The 26,765-nt window shown below is 64.1% G+C and carries 21 protein-coding genes; 8 read left to right on the top strand and 13 right to left on the bottom strand.

Translation table 11 applies throughout. The features are described 5' to 3' along the window. Position 1: 1 nt before the first annotated feature. Both QEH68_RS07115 and QEH68_RS07110 read left to right on the top strand, forming a co-directional pair. On the top strand, positions 2-1,429 hold the full coding sequence (locus QEH68_RS07115; protein WP_280627527.1) for a DUF58 domain-containing protein: 1,428 nt from the start codon (positions 2-4) through the stop codon (positions 1,427-1,429). Further along, positions 1,426-3,927, top strand: coding sequence for a DUF3488 and transglutaminase-like domain-containing protein (locus tag QEH68_RS07110; RefSeq protein WP_280627526.1), 2,502 nt, complete (start codon positions 1,426-1,428; stop codon positions 3,925-3,927). The genes QEH68_RS07115 and QEH68_RS07110 overlap by 4 nt, the downstream gene beginning before the upstream one ends. A 117-nt stretch (positions 3,928-4,044) precedes the next feature. Here QEH68_RS07110 and QEH68_RS07105 read toward each other — a convergent pair whose 3' ends face one another. Both QEH68_RS07105 and rsmI read right to left on the bottom strand, forming a co-directional pair. Beyond that, positions 4,045-5,526 (bottom strand): NAD-dependent succinate-semialdehyde dehydrogenase, encoded by a 1,482-nt coding sequence (locus tag QEH68_RS07105; protein WP_026542786.1) that lies wholly within the window; start codon positions 5,524-5,526, stop codon positions 4,045-4,047. Positions 5,527-5,686: 160 nt separating this feature from the next. After that, entirely contained in the window at positions 5,687-6,562 is an 876-nt protein-coding gene (gene rsmI / locus QEH68_RS07100) for a 16S rRNA (cytidine(1402)-2'-O)-methyltransferase (protein ID WP_280627986.1), read from the bottom strand. Positions 6,563-6,687: 125 nt separating this feature from the next. Between rsmI and QEH68_RS07095 the strand changes: the two genes are divergently transcribed. The 3 genes from QEH68_RS07095 to QEH68_RS07085 all read left to right on the top strand — a co-directional run bounded on the left by QEH68_RS07095 (position 6,688) and on the right by QEH68_RS07085 (position 10,996). Beyond that, positions 6,688-8,505 (top strand): phospholipid carrier-dependent glycosyltransferase, encoded by a 1,818-nt coding sequence (locus QEH68_RS07095; RefSeq protein WP_280627525.1) that lies wholly within the window; start codon positions 6,688-6,690, stop codon positions 8,503-8,505. Between the two features lie 10 nt (positions 8,506-8,515). Further along, positions 8,516-10,348, top strand: a complete 1,833-nt coding sequence (locus tag QEH68_RS07090) for an AMP-dependent synthetase/ligase (protein WP_280627524.1) — start codon at positions 8,516-8,518, stop codon at positions 10,346-10,348. 156 nt (positions 10,349-10,504) lie between these two features. After that, positions 10,505-10,996: a hypothetical protein gene (locus tag QEH68_RS07085; protein ID WP_280627523.1), complete on the top strand. Its 492-nt coding sequence runs from the start codon at positions 10,505-10,507 to the stop codon at positions 10,994-10,996. Here the strand turns inward: QEH68_RS07085 and QEH68_RS07080 are convergent. Together QEH68_RS07080 and QEH68_RS07075 are read right to left on the bottom strand one after the other, a co-directional pair. Beyond that, positions 10,993-12,102, bottom strand: coding sequence for a TIGR01906 family membrane protein (locus QEH68_RS07080; protein WP_280627522.1), 1,110 nt, complete (start codon positions 12,100-12,102; stop codon positions 10,993-10,995). The genes QEH68_RS07085 and QEH68_RS07080 overlap by 4 nt on opposite strands. Positions 12,103-12,241: 139 nt before the next feature. Beyond that, entirely contained in the window at positions 12,242-13,234 is a 993-nt protein-coding gene (locus QEH68_RS07075; RefSeq protein ID WP_280627521.1) for a stage II sporulation protein M, read from the bottom strand. A 108-nt stretch (positions 13,235-13,342) separates the two neighbouring features. On the opposite strand from QEH68_RS07075, the gene QEH68_RS07070 reads away from it, so the two are divergent. Next, positions 13,343-14,146, top strand: coding sequence for an RDD family protein (locus tag QEH68_RS07070; protein WP_280627520.1), 804 nt, complete (start codon positions 13,343-13,345; stop codon positions 14,144-14,146). Positions 14,147-14,258: 112 nt separating this feature from the next. Here QEH68_RS07070 and QEH68_RS07065 read toward each other — a convergent pair whose 3' ends face one another. The 5 genes from QEH68_RS07065 to QEH68_RS07045 form a co-directional block, all read right to left on the bottom strand. Beyond that, the gene (locus QEH68_RS07065; protein WP_280627519.1) at positions 14,259-15,098 is read right to left on the bottom strand and encodes a pentapeptide repeat-containing protein; all 840 of its coding nucleotides are present in this window, start codon (positions 15,096-15,098) and stop codon (positions 14,259-14,261) included. 187 nt (positions 15,099-15,285) lie between these two features. Continuing rightward, the gene (locus QEH68_RS07060) at positions 15,286-16,506 is read right to left on the bottom strand and encodes an Ig-like domain-containing protein (RefSeq protein WP_280627518.1); all 1,221 of its coding nucleotides are present in this window, start codon (positions 16,504-16,506) and stop codon (positions 15,286-15,288) included. A 119-nt stretch (positions 16,507-16,625) separates the two neighbouring features. Then, positions 16,626-18,104, bottom strand: coding sequence for an adenosylhomocysteinase (gene ahcY, locus QEH68_RS07055; RefSeq protein WP_207596819.1), 1,479 nt, complete (start codon positions 18,102-18,104; stop codon positions 16,626-16,628). Between the two features lie 45 nt (positions 18,105-18,149). After that, positions 18,150-18,368, bottom strand: coding sequence for a Trm112 family protein (locus QEH68_RS07050; RefSeq protein ID WP_207596818.1), 219 nt, complete (start codon positions 18,366-18,368; stop codon positions 18,150-18,152). 144 nt (positions 18,369-18,512) lie between these two features. After that, the gene (locus tag QEH68_RS07045) at positions 18,513-18,890 is read right to left on the bottom strand and encodes a DUF3499 domain-containing protein (RefSeq protein ID WP_280627517.1); all 378 of its coding nucleotides are present in this window, start codon (positions 18,888-18,890) and stop codon (positions 18,513-18,515) included. 142 nt (positions 18,891-19,032) lie between these two features. Here QEH68_RS07045 and QEH68_RS07040 point away from each other — a divergent pair, with 142 nt between their 5' ends. Further along, positions 19,033-19,551 (top strand): metallopeptidase family protein, encoded by a 519-nt coding sequence (locus tag QEH68_RS07040; RefSeq protein WP_207596816.1) that lies wholly within the window; start codon positions 19,033-19,035, stop codon positions 19,549-19,551. 7 nt (positions 19,552-19,558) lie between these two features. On the opposite strand, the gene QEH68_RS07035 is transcribed toward QEH68_RS07040, so the two are convergent. The 3 genes from QEH68_RS07035 to QEH68_RS07025 are packed head-to-tail and all read right to left on the bottom strand — an operon-like array spanning position 19,559 to position 25,117. Further along, entirely contained in the window at positions 19,559-21,196 is a 1,638-nt protein-coding gene (locus tag QEH68_RS07035; RefSeq protein WP_280627516.1) for a DUF5719 family protein, read from the bottom strand. Then, positions 21,189-24,542, bottom strand: coding sequence for a glycosyltransferase family 2 protein (locus QEH68_RS07030; protein WP_280627515.1), 3,354 nt, complete (start codon positions 24,540-24,542; stop codon positions 21,189-21,191). Before QEH68_RS07030 ends, QEH68_RS07035 begins: the two co-directional genes overlap by 8 nt. Before the next feature lie 29 nt (positions 24,543-24,571). Beyond that, positions 24,572-25,117 (bottom strand): WhiB family transcriptional regulator, encoded by a 546-nt coding sequence (locus QEH68_RS07025; RefSeq protein WP_081733423.1) that lies wholly within the window; start codon positions 25,115-25,117, stop codon positions 24,572-24,574. Between the two features lie 378 nt (positions 25,118-25,495). Between QEH68_RS07025 and QEH68_RS07020 the strand changes: the two genes are divergently transcribed. Continuing rightward, positions 25,496-26,191, top strand: coding sequence for a TIGR03089 family protein (locus QEH68_RS07020; protein WP_280627514.1), 696 nt, complete (start codon positions 25,496-25,498; stop codon positions 26,189-26,191). Here QEH68_RS07020 and QEH68_RS07015 read toward each other — a convergent pair. Next, positions 26,178-26,741 carry a GtrA family protein gene (locus QEH68_RS07015; protein ID WP_207596812.1) on the bottom strand — a complete coding sequence of 188 codons (564 nt, stop codon included), beginning with the start codon at positions 26,739-26,741 and terminating at the stop codon, positions 26,178-26,180. The two genes, QEH68_RS07020 and QEH68_RS07015, sit on opposite strands and share 14 nt — an antisense overlap. Between the last annotated feature and the right edge of the window lie 24 nt (positions 26,742-26,765).

Here is a 26,765-nt window from a genome sequence, read left to right as displayed (position 1 = left end):
AATGGCGCTCGTGGATCGGCTCCCCAAGCATTTATTTACCAACCGCGGCTGGGGATTGCTGGCGGCCGGTGCCGTCTCACTGGGGTGTGCCTGGGTCATGGGCAGGCGGGATCTCCTGACGCTCGCGGTCTTGTTGCTTCTCCTGCCGTTGGTGGCCCTCGCTGGGGTGCGGGTTCTGAAGCCCAAATTCCAAGTGTACCGGGAGTTCAACCCCTCCACTGTGGAAACTGCCAGCACCACCACCGTTCGTTTGGCGGTAGCACGGTCCTCGTATTCCACAGGGCACGTGATCATGGAGGAGCAGCTGCCTCCCCGCTTCGGCGAGCCGCCGGCGTTCCGTTTTCCGGCCCGCTCAGCATCCGGAGGCACCAGCCGTCACGAATACCATCTCCGCTCCGGCAAACGCGGACAGTTCCGCATCGGCCCGGTTACGGCAGAGTTCAGTGACCCCTTCGGTTTGTCGCTGCGGCGGCATGCGATCGACGACGGCGACATCCTCACGGTGACGCCGGCCGCCGTCGAACTTCCCGTCACCGGACTTGCCGGCGCGCGCGGCAACGATGGCGTGACCGCCACGCGCATCAGGGCCAACCCCAGCGACGACGACATCATGACCCGTGAGTACCGGCACGGCGATCCCATGCGCCGCGTGCATTGGGCGGCTACGGCACGCCACGGGCAACTGATGGTCCGCCAGGAGGAATCGGTCACTACCCCGGAAGCCACCCTCATCCTGGACCAGCGCTTCACGGCTTTTGCCGCAGGAACAGGTTCCATGTTTGGAGCCCATGACGAGGACTCGGACCTGGTCACCAGCCCCGGTTTTGAATGGGTGGTGACGGCAGCGATGTCCGTTGCGGCCCATCTGGCGGAGTGGAATTACTCGTTGCGGGTGCTGGATGTTTTCGGGAGCCCGGCATTCATCCGTTCGCGCTCGGCACCGGAACCGGATACCGAAGAGTTCTCGGGCATCGGAGGCTTGCAGGCCATCGCTGAAGGATTGGCCGCCATCGAACTCAGCGGTCCCAGGCATGTCCGGGCGGAGCACCACAGGGCAGACGCTGCTACGGGCCCAGCCACCGCTGATTCCGCCGATGCTGCCTTCGATGACCGGCTCATGGATAAGCTCGCCGCCCACCGTCTTCGCGGCCCTCTTCTAGCGCTCCTCGGCACGCTGACTCCCGCTGAGGCCAGGTCCCTGGCACCCGCGGCAGCCTACGGAGCCAATGCTTTCGCGCTGATGGTCACTGACGCCGCCCGGAACAATGATGACGTATTGGAGATCCTGCGCCTGGCCGGTTGGCGCGTGGCTGTGGTGACCTCCAGGACCCAACTGGCGGCCGCTTGGTCCTCCTTTGATGAAGGGGGAATCGTGGCCGCGGCAGGGTCGGCCATGGACGTCCGTCGTGGAGCGGCGGTTCCCCGATGACAGCGACGTCCCACCTCGGCACTCCCGCACCGGTCCAACCCGGCGGAACGTCCGGTCCGAAGCCGTCCGGGTCCCCGCGGCCGCAAACCCCGGGGCCAGGGCCTTACCCCTGGGTCATGGCGGTGTCGATCGTTGTTGCCGTTCTGGGCGCTGCCTTGTCCTTGAACGGCGTCCTCAGGGGCTGGGCCTGGTTCATGCCCTTGATCACCACGGTGCTGGTTGTCGCGCTGACCTTGGCTCTTCTTCGGACACTCCGGGCCAAGCCACTGTTGGCCACCCTTGGTTCCTTTGCCTCGCTCGCGGGGATTCTCAGCTTTACGTTCTTCCGGCAGGAAAGCCTGGCGGGTTTCATCCCCACGGCCGGGACGTTCACCGCCGTCGGACGCCTCATCAAACGTGCTGCCGAGACGGTGGTCTCCGAAAGCGCTCCTGTGGCGCCCAACGCCGGGATCGTCTTCGTCATGTGCGCCTGCCTGGGGCTCCTGGTGATTTTGATCGACGCGTTGGCAGTCCCCTTGGCGATGCCGGCGGCCAGCGGCATTGGGCTCCTCGCGGTCATGGTGGTTCCAGCCACCATCAAACCCCAGAGCGTGGGAGTTGCAGGCTTCCTCGGCGCTGCTGTGGGATATCTGCTGATTCTCGGGTGCAGCCACTGGTTCGCCCCTGACGCCAGGCTCCAGTCCGGTTCGGGGCGGGGCGCCGGCCAGTTCAGGCGTTCACTGGTGACGGGCGGCCTGGCGCTGGCCCTGGCCATGGTGGTTCCGCTGGCCATCCCGGGGTTCGAGACGGGGACCTTCCCCCAGGGATCCCGGCTGAGTCCGTGGGGAACTTCCAACGGGCTCAATCCCATGATCACCCTGGGCAACAGCCTCCGGAGCCCCACGGGGTCGGGCCGCATTACCTACGCCACGAGTGCCAGCGGGCCGCTCTACCTGAGGTCCGTCACCATTGACCACTTCGACGGCGAAACCTGGGCCCCGGACGACCGTGCGGCCCAGCGGCGCGCGGGCGCCGACAGACTGGAAACGGGCTACTCCGTCCAGGCAGAAGTGGTCAACACCGTGACGTCCGTGAATGCCGGCCTCTTCACCAGCCCCTACCTTCCTGCCCCGTTTGCCCCTGCCTCAGTGAACGGCCTCAACGGGCGCTGGACCTGGGACCCGGCCACACTAAGCATCATGAGCACCGAGACCACCACGCGTGCGCAACGGTACGTGGTATTTTCCGGTGCACCCAAGGTCACGGCAGAATCCCTGTCCCAGGCCACAGCGGCTCCCCAAGGCATCTCAGAGGATTTCCTCCGGATTCCGGGCAACCTTCCTGACATCGTGAGGCAAACGGCGGATTCCGTTACGGCGTCCGCCGGGAGCAACTACGGCAAGGCCTTGGCTATCCAGAAGTACCTGCGCTCCGGTGAATTTACGTACTCCCTGCAGGCGCCGGTGCAGAACGGCTATGACGGCAACGGGCTTTCTGTCCTGGCCGATTTCCTGGCCGTCAAGAGCGGCTACTGCGTTCATTTCTCCTCGGCGATGGCCGTCATGGCCCGGGCTGAAGGTATTCCGAGCCGCATCGCCGTGGGCTACGCACCAGGCCGGCTCACGGGCGAGTCCGTGGCGTTGGTCGGCCAAGGATCCTTCCCTGAGTACGAGGTAGACGCCCGGGATGCGCACGCGTGGCCAGAGTTGTACTTCGAAGGACTCGGTTGGGTCCCGTTTGAGCCGACGCCGTCCCGTGGCGTCCCTCCCGATTACGCGACGGAAACCTCTGTTCCCAGCAACCTCAGCACCAATGCGGACGAGAAAGAAGTCCTGACAACACCGGCCCCGGCCACGCCCGCCCCGGTTCCGCTTCCTGGCGTGGAAACCCCGGCGACCGGTTCCCCCAGTGCGAACCCGCTGCCGGTCATCGGCGGGGCCGCAGCAGCCGTGGCGTTGTTGCTTGCCTTCCTGTGGTCTCCGCGGCTGAGCAGGACCATCCTGCGGCGGCGGCGCCTGAACCAAAAACCCCCGGATGAGGCCGACGCCTTGCAGCCCGGCTACAAGGATCCGGCCCCGGAGCTGGCGTGGGCGGAACTGCAGGACCTGGCGACGGACTACGGTTTACCCTCCACGCCCAGCGAAACGCCGAGGCACTTCTCCACCAGGCTTCGCTCCAGTGCCGCCCTCGGAGACGCGGGTGGAATGGACGACGCCGCGCACGTGGCGGTTGCCTCGCTCACCTCGGACTTCGAACGGCAGCGTTATGGCCGCCAGACGGGACCAACGGCGACACCAGCTGCGGCGACGCGGATCGCCGTCGTGCGTGAAACGTTGCGGAACAATGCCCGCTGGTTGGTGCGCTTCCGCGCGGACTGGCTGCCGCCGTCGATGATGCGCCGGTGGGTCCACGCGCTCGGGGCGCCGTTCCGGTCCGTGGGGTCGCTCGCTGCGGTGGTTGGACGCGGGTTCGCCCGGTGGTGGCGGACGCTCCGCGGCGTGCTTCCACAACGGCGCTAGCTTGAAAGCAAAGGGCCCGGCTCCTGGAACTTGTGGTTCCAGGAGCCGGGCCCTTGCGTGTCACAGCCGTTCTTGTTGCGAGAGCGGCGGACGGGGCTCTTTGGTGGAAAGAGCAGCCTAGTCGGCGTACGGGTCCGCGATACCTACGTACTGGGTGTAGAGGTACTCTTCGATGCCTTCGGAGCCGCCTTCGCGGCCCAGGCCGGACTGCTTGACGCCACCGAACGGTGCGGCGGCGTTGGAGATGACACCGGCGTTGAGGCCGAGCATGCCGGTCTCGATGCGTTCGCTGATGCGCAGGCCACGGTTGAGGTCCTTGGTGAAGACGTAGGCAACCAGGCCGTATTCGGTGTTGTTGGCCAAGCGGACTGCGTCGTCTTCGGTGGAGAAGGTGATGATCGGCGCTACCGGGCCGAAGATCTCTTCCTGGAGGATGCGGGCGTCGGCGGCGACGTTCTTCAGCACGGTGGGCTGGTAGAAGTAGCCGGGACCGTCGACGGCGGCACCACCGGTGACGGCGGTGGCACCTCCTGCTACGGCTTCGCTGACGAGGGCGTGAACGCCGTCGCGGGCCTTGCCGTCGATCAGCGGGCCAACCTTGGACTCAGGTTCGGTGCCGCGTGCTGTGGTGAGGGAGCCGATCTTGGCGGCGAACTTCTCGGCGAAGGAGTCGGCGATGGACTCGTGGACGATGAAGCGGTTGGCTGCGGTGCAGGCTTCGCCCATGTTGCGCATCTTGGCGGCAATGGCACCTTCAACGGCCTTGTCCAGGTCGGCGTCTTCGAAGACGACGAACGGGGCGTTGCCACCGAGCTCCATGGAGGTGCGCAGGACCTTGTCCGCGGCTTCGCGGATCAGGGCCTGGCCCACCGGCGTGGAGCCGGTGAAGGAGATCTTGCGGAGGCGGTCGTCCTTGATCAGCGGGCCGGTGACAGCACCTGCGGTGGAGGTCTGGATGACGTTCAGGACACCGGCGGGGAGGCCGGCTTCCTGCATGACCTGGGCGAACAGCAGGCTGGTCAGCGGGGTCAGGTTGGCGGGCTTGAGCACCATGGTGCAGCCAGCGGCGACGGCGGGGGCTACCTTGCGGGTGGCCATGGCCAGCGGGAAGTTCCACGGGGTGATCAGCAGGCAGGGACCTACCGGCTTCTTCTGCACGAGCAGGCGGTTCTTGCCGTCGGGTGCTGCGGAGTAGCGGCCCGAGACGCGGACCGCTTCTTCGGAGAACCAGCGCAGGAATTCGGCACCGTATGTCACTTCGCCGCGGGCTTCGGCCAGGGGCTTGCCCATTTCCAGTGTCATCAGCAGTGCGAAGTCTTCGGCACGTTCGGTGACCAGTTCAAAGGCCCGGCGCAGGATTTCGCCGCGTTCGCGCGGTGCGGTGCGGGCCCAATCAGCCTGGGCGGCAGCAGCGGCGTCGAGCGCCGCGGCGCCGTCTTCAGCACCGGCGTCGGAGATGCTGAGCAGGACCTTGCCGGTGGCAGGGTCCTCAACATCAAAGGTCTTTCCGGAACCGGCCGGGCGCCACTGACCGTTGATCAGCAGGCCGGTAGGGACGGAAGCCAGCAGTTCGCTTTCGCGTTCAACCGTGACAGTCATGGCGACTCCTTCGTCTTGGGTGCTTTGGAGAATTGCACCACGGGGGTTCGTTGCCGGAAGTGGCGTGAATTACTGCCACGGTACTGCCCCGCGAGAAGGAGTGTCTACGCCTTCACGCACTGCCATGCAGGCGCCAATTTGTGCAGCTGCACAGCACGGATCAGCGGGCCGCGAGTACCGCCGAGTACAGCTCCCGCTTGCTGACGCGGGCATCGTCAGCCACTGCTGCCACGGCTTCCTTCAGGCGGATGCCTTGGGACATGAGTTGGTTCACGGCTGCCACGTGGTCCTCGGGTTTGCCGGGCTCCTGTTCAGGCGCACCACCGACCACCACCGCGATTTCGCCGCGGACTTCGTTGTTCTCTGCCCACTCCAGCAGTTCGCGCAGCGTTCCCCGGATGACTTCCTCGTAGGTCTTGGTCATCTCACGGCATACAGCTGCGCGGCGGTCGGCTCCAAACCGTTCGTGCAGTGCCCGGAGCATCACTTCGAGCCGGTGCGGGGCCTCGAAGAAGACCATGGTGCGGCGCTCGTCTGCCAGGTCGGCGAGGCGTGAGTTCCGCTCCCCCGCTTTACGTGGCAGGAATCCTTCGAAGCAAAAACGGTCAGTGGGAAGCCCGGAGAGTGCCAAGGCTGTCAGCACGGCAGACGGGCCCGGGACGGCAGTGACGGTCAGGCCCGCAGCAACAGCGCCCTCCACCAAACGGAACCCGGGGTCCGAGACGGCGGGCATTCCAGCGTCACTGACCATGAGGATAGTCTTTCCGGCGCGAACGTGGTCAAGCAATTCGCCGGTCTTGGCAACCTCGTTGTGCTCGTGGTAGCTGATAACCCGTCCGGAGACCTCCACGCCCAAGGCCGTCACCAGCCGGTGCAGACGCCGGGTGTCTTCTGCGGCAACAATGTCCGCAGTTGCAAGGAGTTCAATCAGCCGGGACGATGCGTCGCCCACGTTTCCGATCGGGGTAGCCGCAAGCACAATCCTGCCAATCCCCGCAGTTGCGCCGGCGCCGGCAGCAGGAACTGCCTCGTCCAGGTCGTCGCTGAAGGGAGCCTCGTCCGGGGTGCTGCGCTGTTCGTCCACCTGCCAAGCCTAATGCCGCGGTGCCTCCAACACCGCACCTCAACGCTGTGACAAGGATGGAAAGGTAGCATGGGCGGGTGAACCAGTCGCCCGTTCCTGCCACCACTTCCGGAACTCCTGTGGCGTCCCCTGCAACCGGTGGATCCGATGCCCCCGCTGCCGCAGACAGCAACGGGCAAGCATCTGCCAGGCCAACCGGGGACGTGACGCGTTCGCGGCGCACCGCGGCATTGGACGACACCTTGGCAACGCCCCTTCCAGGCCGCGGGCTGGAACACCACCGGTGGATCGCCCGGCCAACCGAGGCTTACACAGCGCAGGCCCTCAGGGAGCGCCTGATCGGCGGGATCCAGAGTTGGCGTGACTACCCGGCGTCGTTGCGTCTCTGGTTCTGGCTGATCCCCACCATCACTGCCGTGCTGGGCGGCATTCTCCGGTTCTTCCGGCTGGATGCCCCGCACAGCCTGGTGTTCGATGAGACGTACTACGTCAAGGACGCCTATTCCTATTTGCTGAGCGGCTATGAGCGCAGCTGGCCCGCGAACGCCAATGACTCCTTCAACGCCGGCAACCCGAACGTCCTGCTCAACACCCCGGAGTATGTTGTCCATCCGCCGGTGGGCAAGTGGATGATCACCTTTGGCATGTGGCTGTTCGGCGGTGACAATCCATTCGGTTGGCGTTTCGGTGCAGCGCTGACGGGGACCCTGACCGTTTTCCTCGTCTCCCTCATCGCCTTGAAGCTCTTCCGTTCGCACACACTTGGCGCCGTTGCCGGGCTCCTGCTCGCCATTGACGGCCACCACCTGGTGCTCTCCCGGACGGCTTTGCTTGACGTCTTCCTGGCGTTCTGGATCCTCGCCGCCTTCGGCGCCCTCCTGTTGGACCGCGACGACGGCCGCCGTCGTCTGGCTTCCCGCCTCGCCGCACAGGCGGCTGCTTCGCCGCTGGGCCGCCCATCCCCCACTCAACTGGTGGCCGGCCCTTGGCTCGGAATGCGTTGGTGGCGCCTGGTTGCCGGGATCTGCCTTGGTTTGGCTGTGGGAACCAAATGGTCAGCGTTGTTCTTCGTGGCCGCCTTCGGCTTGATGACGGTCCTGTGGGACGTGAGCGCCCGGCGCATTGCCGGCATCCGCAGTTGGTTCAGCGCAGGAATCCTCAAGGACGGCCTGTTGGCCTTCGTCACCATCATTCCAGTGGCTGCCTTGACCTATGCGGCAACGTGGACGGGGTGGTTCCTCTCCAAGGACGCCTACTACCGTCAATGGGCCGCCACGAACCCCTCAGCGGGTTGGGATTGGCTGCCCAATTCCGTGCGGTCCCTGGCGCACTACCACCTTGAGGCGTACAAGTTCCATCAGGGCCTCAGCTCGGACCACCCGTATGAGTCCAGCCCGTGGACCTGGCTCCTCATGGGCCGGCCTACCTCGTTCTATTACCAAACACCCAAGCAGGGCACTCCTGGCTGCGTGGTGGAGACCTGTTCCTCGGCCATCCTGCCGGTGGGTAATCCAGTGGTGTGGTGGGGCGGAACCATCGCCCTGGTCATCTTGCTGTTCTGGTGGGCCGGCAGGCGGGATTGGCGCGCAGGTGCCATCCTCGCCGGAGTTGCCGCCGGATACCTTCCGTGGTTCATGTATCCGGAACGCACCATGTTCATCTTCTACGCTGTGTCCTTCGAACCGTTCCTGGTGCTTGGCCTGACCTACGTCCTGGGCTTGGTGCTCGGCCGAAGCAGTGATCCCCCTTGGCGGCGACGGTCCGGGCTCTATGTGGTGGGCCTGGTCCTGGTACTGGCGGTCCTGGCAACGGCGTTCTTCTATCCGGTCCTGACCGCAGAGGTCATCAGCTATCAGGAGTGGCGGATGAGAATGTGGATGCCATCGTGGATTTAGGAGGCAAGCAGTGAGGGAAGCCAGCACGGAGCTTCTGGTCGAGGCCCATCCTGACAGCAATGTGACTGACCTCCTCCTGGAACGCTGTGCCAAGGATCCGTTCGGCATCCTGTACGCCCACAAGACGGCGAACGGTTGGCTGAATGTATCCGCAGCCAGGTTCCTCGCCGATGTCAGCGCCCTCGCCAAAGGACTGATCGCCGGAGGCCTCAATCCCGGCGACCCCGTAGCGGTCCTCTCCCGGTCCAGCTTCGAGTGGACGTTGGTGGACTTCGCCATCTGGATGGCCGGCGGCGTGACGGTGCCCATTTACGAGACGTCGTCCCCGAGCCAGATCGAGTGGATCCTGGCCGATTCAGGCGCCCGGCGCATCTTCGTGGAGGACACGGCCAAAGCAGATCTCGTCCACGCCCTGGTGAACCGGTCCACTGCACTCGGGGACGATCCCGTGGCGATCATGCGGATGGAGCACGACGGCGACGCCCCCAACCTGACCAGCGTCTCCGCCGTCGGGGTTGGCGTCATGGACGCCGAGCTGGAGCGCCAGCGCAGCGCAGCGAATCTCGCCGACATCGCCTCGATCGTCTACACCTCCGGAACCACTGGCAAGCCCAAAGGCTGCGAAATCACCCACGGCAACTTTGTCCTGGTGGCACGGAACGTCATCCCGTTCCTTCCCGAGCTGCTGATGCAGCAGGGAGCGCGGACGCTGATGTTCCTGCCGTTGGCGCACGTACTCGCCAGGGCAGTCCAGGTGGTGTGCCTCACCGCGGGCATCACGCTCGGCCACAGCGCGGGTGCCAATGGGCTGATGGCAGACCTCAGTACTTTTAAGCCCACTTTCCTGCTCGCTGTGCCGCGCATCTTTGAAAAGGTCTACGCCGGCGCCGGGCACAAAGCCGCCATGAGCGGAAAGTCGGCGCTCTTCTCCGCTGCCTCGGCAACCGCTGTGGAGTATTCGACGGCGGTGGACCTCGCCGCGCGTGGGCAGGGACCCGGTCCGGGATGGCTTTTGGGCATGAAGCACACCGCGTTCAACAAGCTTCTCTATCCCAAGGTCCGTGAGGTTTTCGGCGGTAATGTGCGCTACACGGTTTCCGGGGCGGGCCCCCTCAGCCTGCGGGACAACCATTTCTTCCATGGCTCCGGCGTCCCCGTACTGGAGGGCTACGGCCTGACGGAGACCACCGCACCGTGCACCGTCAATACGCCCAGCATGTCCCGGATCGGTACTGTCGGGATTCCCCTCCCCGGCACCACCATCCGTGTGGCCCAGGACGGGGAGGTGCTGGTCAAGGGCATTGGCGTCTTCAAGGGCTACCACGCCAATGAAGCGGCCACCGAAGCTGCGTTTGTTGATGGCTTCTTCCGTACCGGCGACCTCGGCGAACTCGACGCCGACGGCTTCCTGACCATCACCGGCAGGAAGAAGGACCTCCTGGTCACTGCCGGTGGCAAGAACGTGGCCCCCGCACCTTTGGAGGAGAAGCTCCGCGAGCACCCTCTGGTGAGTCAGGCATTAGTGGTGGGCGATGGCCGCCCCTTCGTCGCGGCACTGGTGAGCCTCGATCCCGAGGGACTTGCCGACTGGTGCGCCGAGAACAAGGTAGGTGCTTTGTCACCGGCGGAAGCGGCCAGCGACGACCGGGTGAAGGCGGCTGTTCAATCCGCCGTGGATGAGGCCAACAAACTGGTCTCCGCGGCCGAGTCGATCAAGAAGTTTGCCTTCATCACGGCGGAGCTCAGCGTCGAATCCGGACACCTGACGCCGTCGCTCAAGCTCAAGCGGGCAGCTGTGGTTGACGATTTCTCTTCAGTTGTGGAAAAACTTTTCGAGAAGTAGTCCCTCCACCTAGGCCGCCTCTATTCACCACCTAGTGCTACCTATCCAGCAACTAATTCGGCCGTAATCACCACCTAGATAGGCCGGTCCCTGCCTAGGTGCCGTCGTTGTCCACGTAGCGTTTTCCTCACGAACCAAACGTTCAAAGGGGAACCCATGGCAACACCATCAGGCATATCGACACCGGCGCTCTACTACTCGCGTGTCCGGGCTACCTTGATACCGCGAATTGCGGGTTTCACGATGGTTGCGCTGGGCCCGGTGCTGTTCGTGCTGATCGTCCTGAACAACACACCGGAAGTGCTCTTCGCACCGCTGGTCACCACCGCAGCTGGTTCATTCATCGCCTTCATGACTGTCACCGTCAAGGTCGACTCGCAGAACATCGTGATCGCCTTCTGCGACATCTTCAAACGGACACTGCCCAAGGATGAAATCGCGACGTTGACCACGGACAACGCGGCCGGACCCAGTGGGTACGGATTCCGATACATGGGGCCCGGCATGGTCGGGTACCTCGTCGGCGGTCCCGAGATCAATATCGAGATGAAAAGCGGTAAGACCGTCATCGCCAGCACGGACCGCCCTGAACAGCTCATTCGTGTTCTGGCGCCCCCACAGGGCACGCCGTGGAGCCGGCTCCGCTAGCGCTTGGCGTCAGCTGATTCTCTGCTGAGGTTGTCCGCTTCATCTTTAACAGCGTCATCGTCCGAGACCTCGGCTTGGTCAACCGTTGTGTCAGCACCCCGACGCCGCTTGGTGGGCCACGTGAAGATGAACGTCACCGTCGCCACGAGGAAGACCAGCGCGCCGATGACGATGCCCGCGTCTATCCAGAACTGTCCCGGGAAGAGCCGGATGAGGGTGTCTTCCAGCGAGAACGTCCAGGTTCCATTGGCGAAGAAGATCCGGTGGAACTCGGTGAAGAACTGCTGCCAGCTCAATGCCGCCAGGACAGCGAGGCCAATGATGATGACCAGTGTGACGATGGATCCGGCAAAGAGTCCTCGACGGATTCCGCCGTTGCTGCGCTTCCGCAGGTACAGGACGGCGATGATGCTGAGGATGATGAGGAGCAAGCCTGCACCGAAGGACGACAGGATGACCAGCTTGACGTCAGCCATGTGCGCCACTTCGCTGTCCTTGAAGAGCTTGGCACCGTCCTGGTGGACCAAGCCACCCAGGTAGCGGGGACCTGCCCAGTTGCTGAGGTAGTCCACGGCGTACGAGCCGTAGGTCATACGGTCATCAGTGCTGAAACCATAGCCGTCGCCCGGGAAACCCGGCCGGTTGTACTCCACCCACAGGAACAAGGGGCTGGTGACCGCCCGAACGGCGAGCACCAGGAGGATCACCGGGTAGAAGACGGCCAACAGGACTTGGAAAACCCGCGGTCCGATTGGCTTCACCTTTGCGGCTTGCTCACGTTCCGCGTTGCGTCGGGCCACTTCGTCTTCCGGCGGTCGGACCTGAAGGGCCGACGTCGGCAAAGGTTCCGAATAGTGCGACTCCTGCTTCTCAGCGGAGTTGCCCGCAAGAGTGTCAGCGAACAGCGGGGGTTCCGGCTCGACGTCGGCCGCTTCTGCAGCTTTCCGGTGGGCGCGGCTTTCAGGCTGCCCGCCTGCGGGCGTCACGGGAGCCACTGCAGAGGCACCACCGGAGGTCTTCGGCTTCATCCAGTCGAAGGCCGGTTCGTTGGGGTCCTCGTGGACGTCCGTGTCCGGTTCTTGTGGTTTTGGGCTCTTGTCGCTCACAGCGGTTTCACTTCCGTAGGCATCCACCGGCGAATGCGTACTGCCGGCTCTCTTGTCTGCATTCGAGCCTACCGTCCGGCCTTACGCCGACACGCTGTGCCACCCCGGGTGCGCCCAGATCGAAACGTAACTGTAAGGTCTACGCAGCGATGCTGCGGTATCCGGCGTCGTTCGCGTCCAGGTCCCCGGTAACACCGGTCCGGGCGGCCCTGCCACCGAGCACCAACGTGTAGACCCAATATCCGGCCAGAACCAAGGCTCCGATGCTGATCTTCGCCCACACGGGCAGCGGACTGGGCGTCACGAATCCCTCCACCATTCCGGAAACGAGCAGGACCAACACCAACCCCAGCGCAATCGTGATCAGGGAACGCCCCTCGTCAGCCACAGCCTGCAGCCGTGTGCGGGGCCCCGGCCGCACCATGGCCCAGAAGATTTTAAGGCCCGCTGCGCAGGCGATGAACACTGCCGTCAGTTCCATCAGTCCATGCGGAAGGATGTAGCTGAAGAAGACATCCATCTTCCCCGTCGCCAGGAAGAGTCCCGCGGCAATGCCCAGGCCTTGGGCATTCATGAACAGGATGTACGGCACCCAAAATCCGGTGACTCCGAATGCCACGGCCTGGGCAGAAATCCAAGCGTTGTTGGTCCACACGGCGCCGGCAAACGAGGCAGCCGGGTTCTCCGAGTAGTAGTCGATGAAGTCTTCGTCCACATACTGCTGGATCCTGGCATCACTGCCCACCGCCCTCAGCGCCTCCGCCGACGTTCCAATCCACAGGGCGTACGCCCCTGCCACCACCACGAAAGCCAGTCCGCACCACAGGGTCAACCAGCGGATCCGGTAGAAAGCCGCGGGTAAGGCGATGACGAAGAACCGGGCCAGGTCCTCCATGAAATTCGAGCGCGCCCCCGTGAACCGGGTCCGGGCCTGTGCCAGCCCTGCGGACAGCGTGGCGGACAACGCTGTCTCCGGAGCCACCGAGCGGATCAGGGACAAATGCCCCGATACCGTCTGATAGAGCCGCAACAACTCATCGGCTTCGGCTCCCGTGAGACGGCGCTTATGCGCAAGAAAATGAAGCCTGGACCATTTGTCCCCATGTACGGCCGAGAAGGCGTCGATGTCCACGGCACCACCCTAGCGCCTCAGTCCACGCACGGGGTGGGTCCCGCCGCTAGACTCGGTGATGCGGGCACGCCAAGCGTCCGCAGCGTTTGCGAGGCATGGGGGCTGGGCATGAGTTCAATCATCACAGGCGAGGCAGTAGTCCTCGAACTGCGACCGGCATCCTTTGCTGCCCGCGCGCTGGGACTCATCCTCGACATCATCTCGCAGGTAGCCCTCGCGATACTCCTGATCATCCTCATCGGCATGGCGTCAGAGGACCTCGACGACGCCGCGATCCGCGCACTGATCCTCAGCAGTGTTGTGTTCTCCATCGTCATCGTTCCCGTCGCCGTGGAAACCCTCACCCGTGGACGATCCCTGGGAAAGCTCGCAACAGGACTTCGCATAGTGCGCGACGACGGCGGTTCCATCCGCTTCCGGCACGCCGTCATCCGGGGGCTTCTTGGCGTCCTTGAGATCTATCTGACCTTCGGCGGCCTCGCGATCGGCGTGGCACTGTTCAACGACAAATCCAAGCGCCTTGGCGACATCGTGGCCGGCACTTACTCACTCCGCCAGCGGGTTCCCTCAAAACCGCGCATCATGCCGGTGGCACCGCACTACCTCCAGGCCTGGGCCGCCATGGCGGACATCGGCAGGGTCCCGGACGCCACTGCACGAAGGGCCGGTACCTTCGTGCAGCAGGCCTACCTCATGTCCCCGGAATCCCGGGTCGCCATGGCCACGGCCATCGCCTCCGAACTGGCCAAATACGTGGCCCCTCTCCCGCCCTCCGGGACCATCGCCGAGGACTACATCGGGGCCGTCCTCGGGGAACGACGCAACCGCGAACTTGTGCGGCTGCGCCAGGCGGAGCAGCGGAACGCGACCGTCGGTGAGCGACTACAAAAGCTGCCGTTCACTGACGTTTAGTGCCTGCCACCGACTGGCGCCGGGGGGCCGCCGTCCTCTGCCTGCTCGCTCGTTCCTCGCTTGAACGCAGGCTGCCGGACGCCGGCCCCCCGGCTTGTCCCGGTTACAGGCTTTAGCGCCAGTGATCCGGTTTTGTGAGTCTTCGTGGCAGGAGGGTGGTGGGGTCGCCTTCGGCGGCGGTGATCTGCGGTTGCGTCAGGTAGAGCGCACTGGAGAGATCGGTGCCGTGGAGGTGGGCTCCCCGGAGATCGGCTCCCAACAGGTCTGCCGCCGTGAGGTCGCTGTTCCTGAGGTTTGCTCCTATCAAGTAGGCACTGCGGAAGTTGGATCCGCAGAGGCGTCGGTTCGCCAGGTTCGCGCCCATCAGGTCGGCGCCGCTGTGATCACCGTCCCGGCGAGGGCCGTCGTCGGGCGTTTGGGCGTCCTCGGCTCCGTAGGAGGCCCGTAGTTCCTCGCTGACCTCCATCAGGAGGGCCCGCACTTCACCATGCAGCGTTTCGACGTCGGTGGCAAGGATCGCTGTTGCGTCGCCTTGGGCGGTGGTTGTTATGCGTCCGGACAGGTGGACGGCCGCTGAAGCGAGGTCGGGGTCGAAGGTCCGTTGCTGGGCTTCGGCCAGGTACCAGAGCATTTCGTGGAGCTGCCTCACCACCTTGAACACGGCGAACATCGAGGACGTGGACGAGGGTTGGTCCCTCCAGCTGGTACCGCCAAAGGTGTGCTGGGAAACCACTTGGCCCGCGCCGAAGCAATCGAAAACGGTGCAGCCACGGAATCCGCGCGGCCGGAGGCGTTCATGGATGGTGCAGGAAAAATCGGCGGACATGTTCGGGCAGGGTGTCGCCGCGGGTTTGTCGATGGCAAAGTCGGCCGAGCGGACGAATCCCAGGGCGGTACAGCAGAGGGCAAAGCAGTTGCCGCAGTCCGGGCGAAGGGTTGGTTGAAGAGTCATGTGTGCTCCAGGTGATGAAAGAGGGTCCGGTGGGAAAGGCCGGGGAACCCGTTGGCGGGTTCCCCTCAGGGACACCCGGAATCACCGAGGAGGGCAGCACAAAGTGAAGGGCCAACATGTGGTCAGCACAGGAAAGGTGGGTCAAAGAGCGCAGGAAATAATCACTGCCACTATCGTAACCGCTGGGCTAGCGCTGGGCGTAGCTCGCCCAAGGGATATTCCAGTCGCCGAAGCCCTCCAGGGGCTCTACTGCGGGGGCTCCGGTGTTGAGGATCTGCACGACGTCGCCGGTCTTCATGTTGTTGAAGAACCAGGCAGCATCTGCGGGCAGCAGTCCCACGCAACCATGCGAAACGTTGGCAACCCCGATGGAGCTCCAGGCCGCTTCAAGGGCCTGATGGACATAAACGCCGGACCAGGTCAACCGGTTGGCGTACTCCACTACCAGCGGTGGATAGTAGCCCTTGTCACCCGGCTTTAAGCCAATGGTCCCCGCGTTGAAGTTGGAGTGGCGTTCCTGCTCCATGATCACGGCATAGCCGGTAGGAGACAGCCAGTCTTCGCCGCCGAGCGACACGGGCGCAGTGTGCACCAGCTGCCCGTCCGAATACACGTTCATGGTCTTGGTGTTGTCATCCACTACGGCCACACGCTGGGGACCGGTAGTGAACGTGGACACCACGTCCGCGTTGCCGATCATCTTGTTGCCAAAGTCGACGCCCAGGAGTTTCATGTCCACTGTGACGGTGGTCCCTGAAGCCCAGAAAGCTTCGGGACGGATCCGCACCTTCGTGTCCGAATACCAATGCCACGCCACGGGCTGGCCGGAGGACACCGTGATGGCCACACGCTTCTCCATGGCAGCCTTGTCCACCACGGGCTCGCTGAAGTTGATCTCGATGGGCTGGCCTGACCCGGCCGTGGTTCCGTTCCGGGGGTAGATGGAAGCATCGGCCTCATAGGCTGCGGAAACGGTGGTGAAGGTTTGGGTCTTCTTGGTTTCCTTCCCGGCGGTATCCACCACGGTGAAGGAATAGTTGTACTGGGTTTTAAACTTCAGTACTTCCGAGGTAGTCCACGTGCTTCCATCCGGGCTGGTCTTGCCCTGGACAGGCGCGCCGCCGGATACCGGAGCCAGGACGACGTCTTTGACCTTGCCGTTGACTGCTTTGATCTGCGGGCCCACCACGGGGTTCCACTCGATGGCACCGTCCAGCGGGGTGATTCCCAACTCCACGGGCTTTGCTTCCACAGTTGCCGTGGGAGACGCCGCAGGGCCGCCGTCCTGCGGAGGGCCGGCCAGCAGTCCGGGCACGGTAGCAACACCGATTCCGCCCACGGCAATAGCGGCGCAGATCCCTGCGATGGCAAGGATCTTGCCCGTCTTCCGTTTGGCGACTTCCGTCATGTTTTCCGTCTTCCTGTCCCCCGGCAAGCAATACTGAACACCCAATCCTAGCCGAAAGGCCGGCCACGCTGCTCGCGTGTCCGGCCTTTCGCCATCGATTTGGGTAGTGCTGGCCGGCTTTAGTAGCGGTAGTGCTCCGGCTTGTAAGGACCAGCAACGTCCAGGTCCAGGTATTCGGCCTGGTCCTTGCTGAGTTCGGTCAGCTCGACACCCAAGGCGTCCAGGTGGAGCCGCGCTACCTTCTCGTCCAGGATCTTCGGAAGCACGTAAACCTGCTTCCCATACTCGCGTTCTCCGGCGGGCTGGTCCTTCTTGGTCCAGAGCTCAATCTGCGCGATGGTCTGGTTGGCGAAGGAGTTGCTCATCACGAACGACGGGTGTCCCGTGGCGTTGCCCAGGTTGAGGAGGCGGCCCTCGGACAGCACGATGATGGACCGCTCGGAATCCGTACCTTCTTCGAACACCCATTCGTGGACCTGGGGCTTGATCTCCACTTTCCTGACACCCGGGATCTTCGCCAGCCCGGCGATGTCGATCTCATTGTCAAAGTGGCCGATGTTGCCAACGATGGCCTTGTTTTTCATGCCCAGCATGTGCTCGGCCATGATGACGTCTTTGTTGCCGGTAGTGGTGATGAAGATGTCACCCTGGGCCAGGACCGTCTCCAGCTTCGCAACCTGGTACCCATCCATGGCAGCCTGCAAGGCGCAAATGGGATCGATTTCGGTCACGATGACGCGCGAACCCTGGCCGCGCAGCGCCTCTGCAGCGCCCTTGCCGACGTCGCCATAGCCGCAGACGACAGCTACTTTGCCGCCCATGAGGACGTCGGTAGCACGGTTGATGCCGTCAGGAAGGGAGTGGCGGATGCCGTACTTGTTGTCGAACTTGCTCTTGGTAACGGAGTCGTTGACGTTGATGGCCGGGAACAGCAGCTTGCCCTGCTCGGCGAGCTGGTACAGGCGGTGGACGCCCGTGGTGGTTTCTTCCGTGACACCCTCGATGCGTGCAGCAAGACGGGTCCACTTCTGCGGATCAGCTGCCAGGGTCCTGCGGAGGAGGTCCAGGATGAGGACGTATTCTTCCGGGTCCTCCTCGGTGGCGGTGGGAACGGCGCCGGCGGCCTCGAAATCCACGCCCTTGTGCAGCAGCAGCGTGGCGTCGCCGCCGTCGTCGAGAATCATGTTGGGGCCCAACTCCGGGTTGGTGTCGGCGCCGGGCCAAGTGAGGATCTGCTCGGCAGTCCACCAGTATTCCTCCAGCGTTTCGCCCTTCCAGGCAAAGACCGGAACACCCTGCGGATCTTCCGGGGTTCCCTTACCGACCACGACGGCGGCAGCGGCTTCGTCCTGGGTGGAGAAGATGTTGCAGGAAGCCCAACGGACCTCAGCACCCAGGGCCGTGAGGGTCTCGATGAGGACCGCCGTCTGGACGGTCATGTGCAGGGAGCCGGCAATCCGGGCCCCCTTGAGCGGCTGGGAAGCACCGAATTCGGCGCGGAGGGACATCAGGCCCGGCATCTCGTGCTCGGCAAGGCGGATCTGGTGGCGGCCAGCCTCCGCAAGGGTGATGTCAGCCACTTTGAAGTCGAAAGTCATGGAAGTCCTTAGGGGTACCGTGCGGAATAGGTGAAGAAGTGTGGGTTAAGCCTTGGAATCGTGCTGGCCGGAGGTGGCTGCATGGGCCGCGGCGAGGAGCTCCGGCGGCAAGAGCAGCGGGATGCCGTCCTCGATGGCGTAGCGGAGCTTTTTCCCGGTGGAGTCTCCAGCGGTGGAGACCAGTTCCTCACCCTCCTGGACCAGCGGTGAACCCGACACGGGGCAGCGCAGGATGGACAACAGTTCAGGACTGACCTTTGGCATGAATGATGCTCCCTGGGTGGCGCCGTCATGGCGCAGGTGGCGGATGTTATCTGCAGATTCCAGACTACCGCGCGGGATCAGCCTGTTTGGAGCAGGGCGACGAATTGCGTCCGAAGCAGACACAGGACACCAGAGCGAACCGGGTCAGGACGGCTCGCGGAGGATGCGCAGGTGGCCTCGTCTGGTTCCTTCGGTCGCTGCCGGCGGCTCCATCTGCCCGTGGCTGTGCCGGGCAGGAGTTTCGGGAGCCGCTGACGCCGCCTCGCGGACGGCGTTGGCCAGGGCCAGGAGGTCGTCGGGCCCAGGCTCAGGCGGCGTGGCAGGCATCGCCAGGCGCAGGACTTCCCAGCCACGCGGCACCGTCAGGCTCTCTGCGTGCTGCGAGCAAAGATCATAGGCGTGCGGTTCGGCATACGTGGCCAAAGGACCAAGGACGGCGGTCGACTCGGCGTACACGTACGTCAAAGTGGCCACCGCCGACTGGCGGCAGGCTGATCTTGAACATTGACGAATAGCACCCACAACATCCCAGATTAGCGCCAACTTGCAACAGAGTTGCGCATTGTCTGCCCGTGGCTCCCTGGAACCGGTGGCTCATCAGCAACTCCGGCGCGCTGCAGGCAATGATGTCGCGCTGGCGGTTCCTCGGGACTAAAGTCGATATATGCAGTCACAGCCACATGTTCCCGGATTCACCATCCGGTGGACTGACGCCGATGGCGATCAGGCAAAGCAACACGCCGGTTCGGGTGTGCGCGGTTTCCGGCGGCGTCGACGCAACCGGCATGGGCGGGGACTGCGCGGGGAGCTGATGCTCCCCAGCCTTCCCGGCTTCCGTACCCGCGCAGAGCGCTTCGATGACATGGTGCTGGACTCCGCAGAGCGACTTCAGGACATGTGGGGCAAGCAGCTTGACGGCGTCCTTTTTGCCGTGGACGAGATCCCGCCCAACCTCGAACAGCTTGTTGCCATGGGTAGCCCCGCTCCCCTGGGCTCATATACGCCCGGTGGTCGCGGCGAAGCCCCCATGATCACGGTGTACCGCAGGGTAGTTGAACAAGGTTGCACCACCCGCGAGGAACTGCAGGACCTGGTGCACGACGTCGTGGTGGAGTACACCGCTGAAATGCTGGGCGTGCCCCCGGAGACGCTGGATCCCGTATACCGCCGCCGGTATCAGTAACGCCCCGCTAGTAACCCACGGACACTGGGACCTTTTCGAGTCCCGCGGCTGCGTCCTGGATGGCTGCTACCGAGATGTCCGGCCGGCCCTGCGTGCCAAGGACCAGTGCGCCATAGATGGGGTCACCGGAGGCAGAAACTACATACCCCGCTACCACTGAATCGCCCGACTTTGAGGGAAGTTCGATCAACGAGGTGGTGCCGCCGGACAGGTCAACGTCTACGGATTTTCCCACCGCGCCGTCTGCGGTGACCGGGGCATAGGTGACCGTGCCCCGCCCCTCGGGGACACCGAAACTAAGGTACCGCTGCCCGTTGCGTGGAATAGCTACGAGGTGCTGGCTGCCGAGACGGGCCGACGAGGGAGACCACGCGAAGTCAGTGGCTTCCTCCGCTTTGGCTCCCCGCGTAACCCGGGCCGAGGCCACGAAGGCAACGTCTGAGCTTGCCCTGACGGTGTAGGTGCCGGCAGGGATGCCTTCCAGGTTCATGGTGGCTACGGTTCCGCCTTTGACCGTCACCACTCCGCCGCTTGGAATCTTGCGTTCGCCGTTGGCCCCGTACAGGCTGACCTGCACTACGGCATCGGTGGAGCCGGGAACGGCGATCTGCAGGGCGGGTGCTGCGTCGGCGAAGCCGGGCTTGGTGGCGAGTGCCTTTGTGGCCGCCGGATCCTGGATATCGACGCCGGACATGACCTGCAGGCTCGATGCCCCTGAGCCCGGCGAAAGGTACTCGACGCCGCCGGGAGCGAGGCCGCGCAAAACACTTTGCTGAACGGTCGCAGCTACCGGGCCGCCCGTGCTGCGAACGTGGACGGCGAGTTCGCTTTCGCTGGGGGCCAAGCCTGCGAGGTTCACCGAGCGGGTGGTTCCGGGAGCTACCAGGAGTCCGCGTGCCCCCGGCGCCTGGATCTGGCCCTTCTCCCCAAACAGGTCCAGGTTCACCGTGGCCGGAGTCTCCGAAGCGTTGCTCAGGTTAAGGACTGCCGTACGGCCCACTGCCGTGTTGGCCCCCAGCAGCCAGGCGTCGTTTCCCGGTGATTGGCATTGGGCTGACGCCAGGCCGCGAAGATCTCCATCAGTGGCGGCGTAGCTGAGATTGGCAGCAAGGGAGGCCTGCTCATTCCCCAAGGGATCCGCTCCCACTACGGCCGGAGCCGTCACCGGGGAAATCGAGGCCACACCGGCAGACAACACTGGAGGTCCGGCCGTTGGCGTGGGAGTACTGGCCGGCGCTTTGGCGATCTCAGCAACTGCGTCACCTTCCAGCGACGTCACCTTGCTTCCAGGGACCGTACCGGCCGGATTACTCAGCACCACTGCGTTGAGGGCGCTGACGGCGGTAGTGGAGACAGGGCTGAAGTCTGCATCAGTTCCCACCACCGTTCCATTGACCAGCCTCGCGGGTTCCGGGCACACACCCAATGCGCGGCCTGCGGGAACATCGGCTTGCCGGATGTCCATGGTGGTCCCGCCGGATGGTTCGGGCATCATCGACGTCGCCGCAACAGCTCCACCACCGGCGGCCAGGATGGCCACTGCGGAGAGGACACCCGTGACGACGCCCCGGTTGGAACTTCGCGAGCCCTTGCTGGAACTGCGCGACGGTTTTTCGTCGACAGGCTGCTTCTGGTCCTCAGACACTGCTGTACTCCTTACGGAGGGAGACTTCATCCCTCGACATGCCGGTTCGGGTGCGCCGTGCGGGCATCGGTATTGCCAACAGGAGCGTCAGCCCGATCACCACGGCCTGCATTATGCCGAACCACAAAGCCCAGGGGTTGGTATAACGGACTTCCAACTCCCCGCCGTTGGCCGGGAGCTCAAAGGCCTGCGACCATCCGGACGTGGCAGTCTTGAGCTGCTTTCCATCCATCGAGGCCGTCCAGCCGGGATCGGATCGTTCGGCAAGAACAAGCTTGCGGCCCTCGCCACCGGCAGGGACGGCAGCGTCCACGGACACTTCCTCTGCGGGCAGATTGGCCATGGTCTTGCCATCGGCATCAATGATCCTGACGCGGTGCGCGGTTTCAGCAGCTGTAGCGGCAGGCTGGTTCCGGGGCGAGACGCGCCACAGCCATCCGGCGTCGGTCTGCCCAACGGCAACCAGGCCCGGGACGGCGTCGATCCTGCTCGCCGTCAACTGGGCTGCGTTATCCGCAGCCTTCAGGACCACAAATCCGGCCCCCAACTGTTCCAGGTCCGCGCGCGGGTCCACTCCACTACTGGCCACAATGGTGGCCACTGCCCGCCGAAGCGAGGCAGTGGCGGCGTCGTCGTCCACAATATCTTCGCGGCCCGGTGCACCGATGATGGTACGGGCCGACGCGATGGTGGACAGGCTGTCCAGGGTGGTGCCGGCGCCGCGCATCAACGAGGACGTAAACGCGCCCTGCTCACCGCTGGTAATGACCAGCGTGCGGGTACGTTCCGGCCCCTGTCCGCGATCGACGGCGGTGGCCGGCAAAGTGCTGGAGTCCACCGGCCATACCTGGCGTTCAGCCCCCAGGGACGACGCCGGTTCGGCCGCGTTCGGTGATGTCGACAACCCGGGCGCGGGCGAACGCTGAAGGACGTTCTGACCTGCCCATGCGGCCATCCCCGCGAGGGGCCCGGCCACGAGGAGCGTGAGGACCAGCCCGGAAGCCACGCGCCGCATGGGCAGCCTGGGGCCACTGGAATCGGTCGTCCGGCGGGGCGCGGAGAAGAGCTTGTCTGCGCCAATGACCGCAGCACCGAGCAGCAACATGCCGGCCGCTGACACCGCCGGGCCGGTGAAAGGTCCAACGATGACGTTGTTGTTGACGCCGGTGGCTACATGCCCCACCAGCCAACCACTCGCCAAGGTGGCCAGGGCGGCCACCCAGAACACCCTCGCCAGGGCCGTCCGCTTGCCGGGCAGGAACAGCGCCGTCACTGCCAGAACCAGGACAGGCGCACTGACCAACAGCGCCAGCAGCAAAGCCCAGGGCACGGCGCCCGGACCGAAGAACGACAGCCCGGTCAGGCCGCCGTCGAGGTCGAATGCCAACGGCTGTCCGAGCAATTGCTGCCAAAACGGCGCGGCTTCGAAGGTCAACGGCAGTCCGGGATCAGCCAGCAGGGCACGGGGTCTGTCCAACACGGAAATTCCGTAAGGCACGAACAAAGCAACTGTGGGCAGGAGTGACCACCACAGCGTCTTTCCGCGCTGCCCGAGGATGACGGCCGCAAGGATCACCGCAACCACGATCGGCCCCAAAAGTGATGGTGCCGAGGCAGTCACAACGGCCATGACCAGCCCGCCGGCCGCGGCAGCGGTCCAGGACGGTGTTCCGTTGATGCCCGGCTTTCCGAGGATCGGAGCAGGCCGCCTGCTCAGTGAAGAGACGGGGTGTGAATTCACGTGGCCGATCGCAGATCCCGAGGCGCGAAGGAGCCCGAGCAGCAACAGCGGCATCATCACATGGGCAACCAAGGCGCCTGCGCGGCCTTCATTGATCGCGACAAGCAGGGCGGGGGCGGCAGACCATGCCATGGCGGCAACAGTCCTGAAACGACGCTTGGTGGTCAAAGCGCCCGCTGCGAACCATGCGCCGACAGCGGACAGCGGCATGGCCAGGATGAGCAGCCAAGCCATGGCCGAGTTGCCGTCTCCCCCGCCAACGAGGGACAGCAGCCACAGCACGTAGCCAAAGGGATCCCCATGCCCCGGCAATCCTGCGCCGAGGGAGATCCACCATGTGGAGGCATTGGCCCAGATGTCTCCAGGCGTTGCAGAGAGCGGGATGAGGCCGCCACCGGCCACGACGCCGGAGCGGAGCAGCCCAAGCAGTCCAACAAGCGCTGCGGCAAGGGCCAGCAGGGCCGCCGCGACGGCGCCTGTTCCCACCCAACCGCGTTCGTTCGTTGCCAAGGATGCGAAGTCGTCAGCGGCATCTCCGCTGGGTTCGGGAGCCAGAAGGTCCGAAACTGCGGACGGGTCGTCACTGGGGCGGATCGCCTCCAGCAAAGACCGCCTGTTGGATCGGACTTCACGGGTTGATGTTTGCAGGCCGCGGACCACCGAACGGTGCACCCGGCGTGTGCTTGCGGCAACCCGGCGGCCCCGCGCAATGGCGACCGGTCGGACCAAGGCGGCAACGGTTGCCGTGAACTGCGAGAAGCCGTATCCCGGTTCCTTGACCAGAATGCTCAGCATAAGTCGAACGATGGCACCGAACAGGGCTCCCGCGGCCTGGAACGGAACCTTCCACCAGGGAGCGTGCTTGAGCCGCAGATGAATTTGGGCTTTGCGCGCGGCTGAGGAGGTGCCCAACCCATGGGGACGGTGCTCCACGTGGAACATCCTGGCGCTGGGAACCACCACCACGCGATTGCCGGCCAGCCAGTTCCGCCAGCAGAAGTCCACGTCGTCGCCGCTGCCAGGCAGCGCGGGATCAAAGCCCTGCAGCAACTCCCAGACGTCGCGGCGGATCAGCATCCCGGCAGAATTAACGGCGAAGGTGTCCGTGCGGGCATCGTATTGCCCCTGGTCTACTTCGTCCGCATCGATCAGGGTCAGGCGTTCGGCCCAGCGGCTCGTGGAGAGTCCTACGTCCACCAGGTGCCGCTCATTGTCCCAACCGAGCTGCTTGCAACCGGCCACTGTCACCGATGGGGCCCGTTCCACGGCGTGCAGAAGTTCCGCCAAGGCATCGGGTGCCGGAGCGGCGTCGTCGTGAAGGAGCCAGATCCAGTCAACAGAGCCGGCGCGGTTTCCATGGTCATCGCCAGTGGCATCCTGGTCATGCGCCAGCTCGTGGAGGCCTGCCTGAACGGCTGCGCCAAAACCGGATTTCGCCTGCTGGAAGGTGGTGACATTGCCTTGGCCGAAAGCTTCGCGAAGCATATCCAGCGAATTGTCCGTGGAACCTGTATCAACGCCAATGGCGGCATCTGCCGGACGCGTTTGGTCCGACAATGCCGCCAGTGTCCTGGGGAGATAGTTGCCGCCGTTGTGGGAGACCACAACGGCGGTAACGTGAACTTCCTTGAGAATTAGACCGCTCGCTTCCTTAGCCGACGACGCTCCCGTTCGGAGAGTCCGCCCCAAATACCGAACCGCTCATCATTGGCGAGGGCATATTCCAAGCACTGCGAACGGACGTTGCACGCCCCGCAGACTTTCTTGGCGTCCCTGGTGGAACCACCCTTTTCCGGGAAGAAAGCTTCCGGATCGGTTTGAGCACACAGTGCATCAGTCTGCCAGCCAAGTTCACCTTCGTCATCGAAGTCGCCTTGGCCCGGCAGGCCGATCCATACGGGCTGCCCCGGAGTTTCCAGCGGACGACGCACCTCCATGGGAGGGTCGTCCAAGTCTTCTTCCGGCCCTGCAGGCAGATCGCCGATCAGCGCCTCATGTGCAGCCAGGAGGGCAGTTGCCTGATCCTCCAAAGAGTCCTGCACATTCTGGTTGTAGCGGTCTGCCGCTTCCGGATCCGCTGGGTCGACGTACCAATCTCCCGGTACTTCCCGCGAACGGTATTTCACCGACGCATGTTCTGCGACGACTGCATCTTCCTGGATACGCAACGCTTGCCCCATGGCGTCCCTCCTGATTTTGCAGCTGCTGCTTGGATGTGTTTCCGATTCCCGGCGACGTTCCGGATATCTGTGCAGCGGCGTTTGATTACTAATTACACGCGTGTAACTACCCGTCAGTCAAGCTGCGCCGGGATAATAATCAAGAATCCGCAGAAACGTGGGATGCGCCACGCCCAAGATTTTGCCCGTGCCGCTGCGTGTCGCTGCGGAAAACGGGAGGCCCGGATCGATTTACGTGAACTTTCATTGAATTTCCGCGGAAAATTAAGCCTTGCGACGCGAGGCGCCCACCGACTGGAGAAAATGTCCTGTGTCGCAATTCACAATCCCGGTGATAATCCCCGGGACGGCGCGGGGCCACCGTGGCAAGATTGACGCATGAGCATCCCGGCAGCGAACCTGATGACCGCCCTGCGATCCGGCCATTCAACCTCACCACGGCTTACGTGGTACGGGCCTGACTCCGAGCGGGTGGAGCTTTCGGGCCGCGTCCTGGACAACTGGGTGGCCAAGACCAGCAACCTCCTGCAGGACGAGCTGGACGCGGAACCCGGCATGACCATCCGACTGGACCTTCCCGCGCACTGGAAGTCCTTCGTCTGGGCGTTGGCGGCTTGGCAGCTTGGCATGGAGGTGGTCTTTGACCGCACCTCGGCGGATCTCCTGGTCACCGACAGTCCCGACGACGGCGACGGTTCCGGTTTCGACGCAGTGGTGGCCGTACCGCTCGCAGCACTTGCGATGCGTTGGCCCGGTGAGCTGCCATACGGCGTCGTGGATTACGCGGCGGAAGTCCGCTCCCATGGCGACTTCTTTATGGCGCACAACGAGCCCGCCCCGGATTTGCCCGCAGTGCGGGGTGCCTCGGAACTCACCCACGAAGCCCTCATGAAGGAATTTGCCGCTGGCCACGAACCCGGCGTCCGCCTGCTGGTACGCGCAACAGACGGCCTGGAGAAATGCCTGGCATCATCACTGGGCGCCTGGCGCGGCGACGGCTCTGTAGTGCTGGTACACCCTGACCTCGAGGTGACCGAGCACCTGCTGGAGAACGAGCGGGTCAGCCGTTCTTAACGGACGGCAACTCGCCGGTGCCGGGGTTGGCAGCTCCGGCCTCGCTCTTGGCTTTGTGGTGGAGTTCGATGATCTCGTGGTCATGCGAGAACTCCGGCTCGGCATCCAGTTCTTCGTTGAACACCCAAAAACGGTAGGCAAAGAAGCGGAAGATGGTGCCCAGGACAAGGCCCACCACACTGCCGGCGATGAACAGTGAGGGCTTGTCGTTCAGGTCCAGGATGTACTTGGCGAACCACACGCAACCGGATGCGATCAGGAGCCCCACCAGGTTCATGATGGCGAACAACACGGCCTCACGGACCACATTCGCCTGCTTGCGGTGGCGGAATGTCCAAAAACGGTTTGCGACCCACGAGAAAACACTTGCAACGATGGTTGCTATGGCCTTGGCCCACACTTCGCTGCCGTGCATCGGTCCGGAGAACAGCCAGATGAAAACGGCCGAGTCAATGACAAAAGCAACACCGCCGACGGCGCCGAACTTCGCTACTTCGCGCCAAAAAAGCGAGGCGAGTCCGCGGATGCGATCTGCAAGTGTGGTGATCATGACCCTCCATGGCCGTTGAAAAGG

It is taken from the genome of Paenarthrobacter sp. OM7, from assembly GCF_029873575.1.
GTDB lineage: Bacteria > Actinomycetota > Actinomycetes > Actinomycetales > Micrococcaceae > Arthrobacter.
This window is presented reverse-complemented; position numbering and strand designations above follow the sequence as displayed.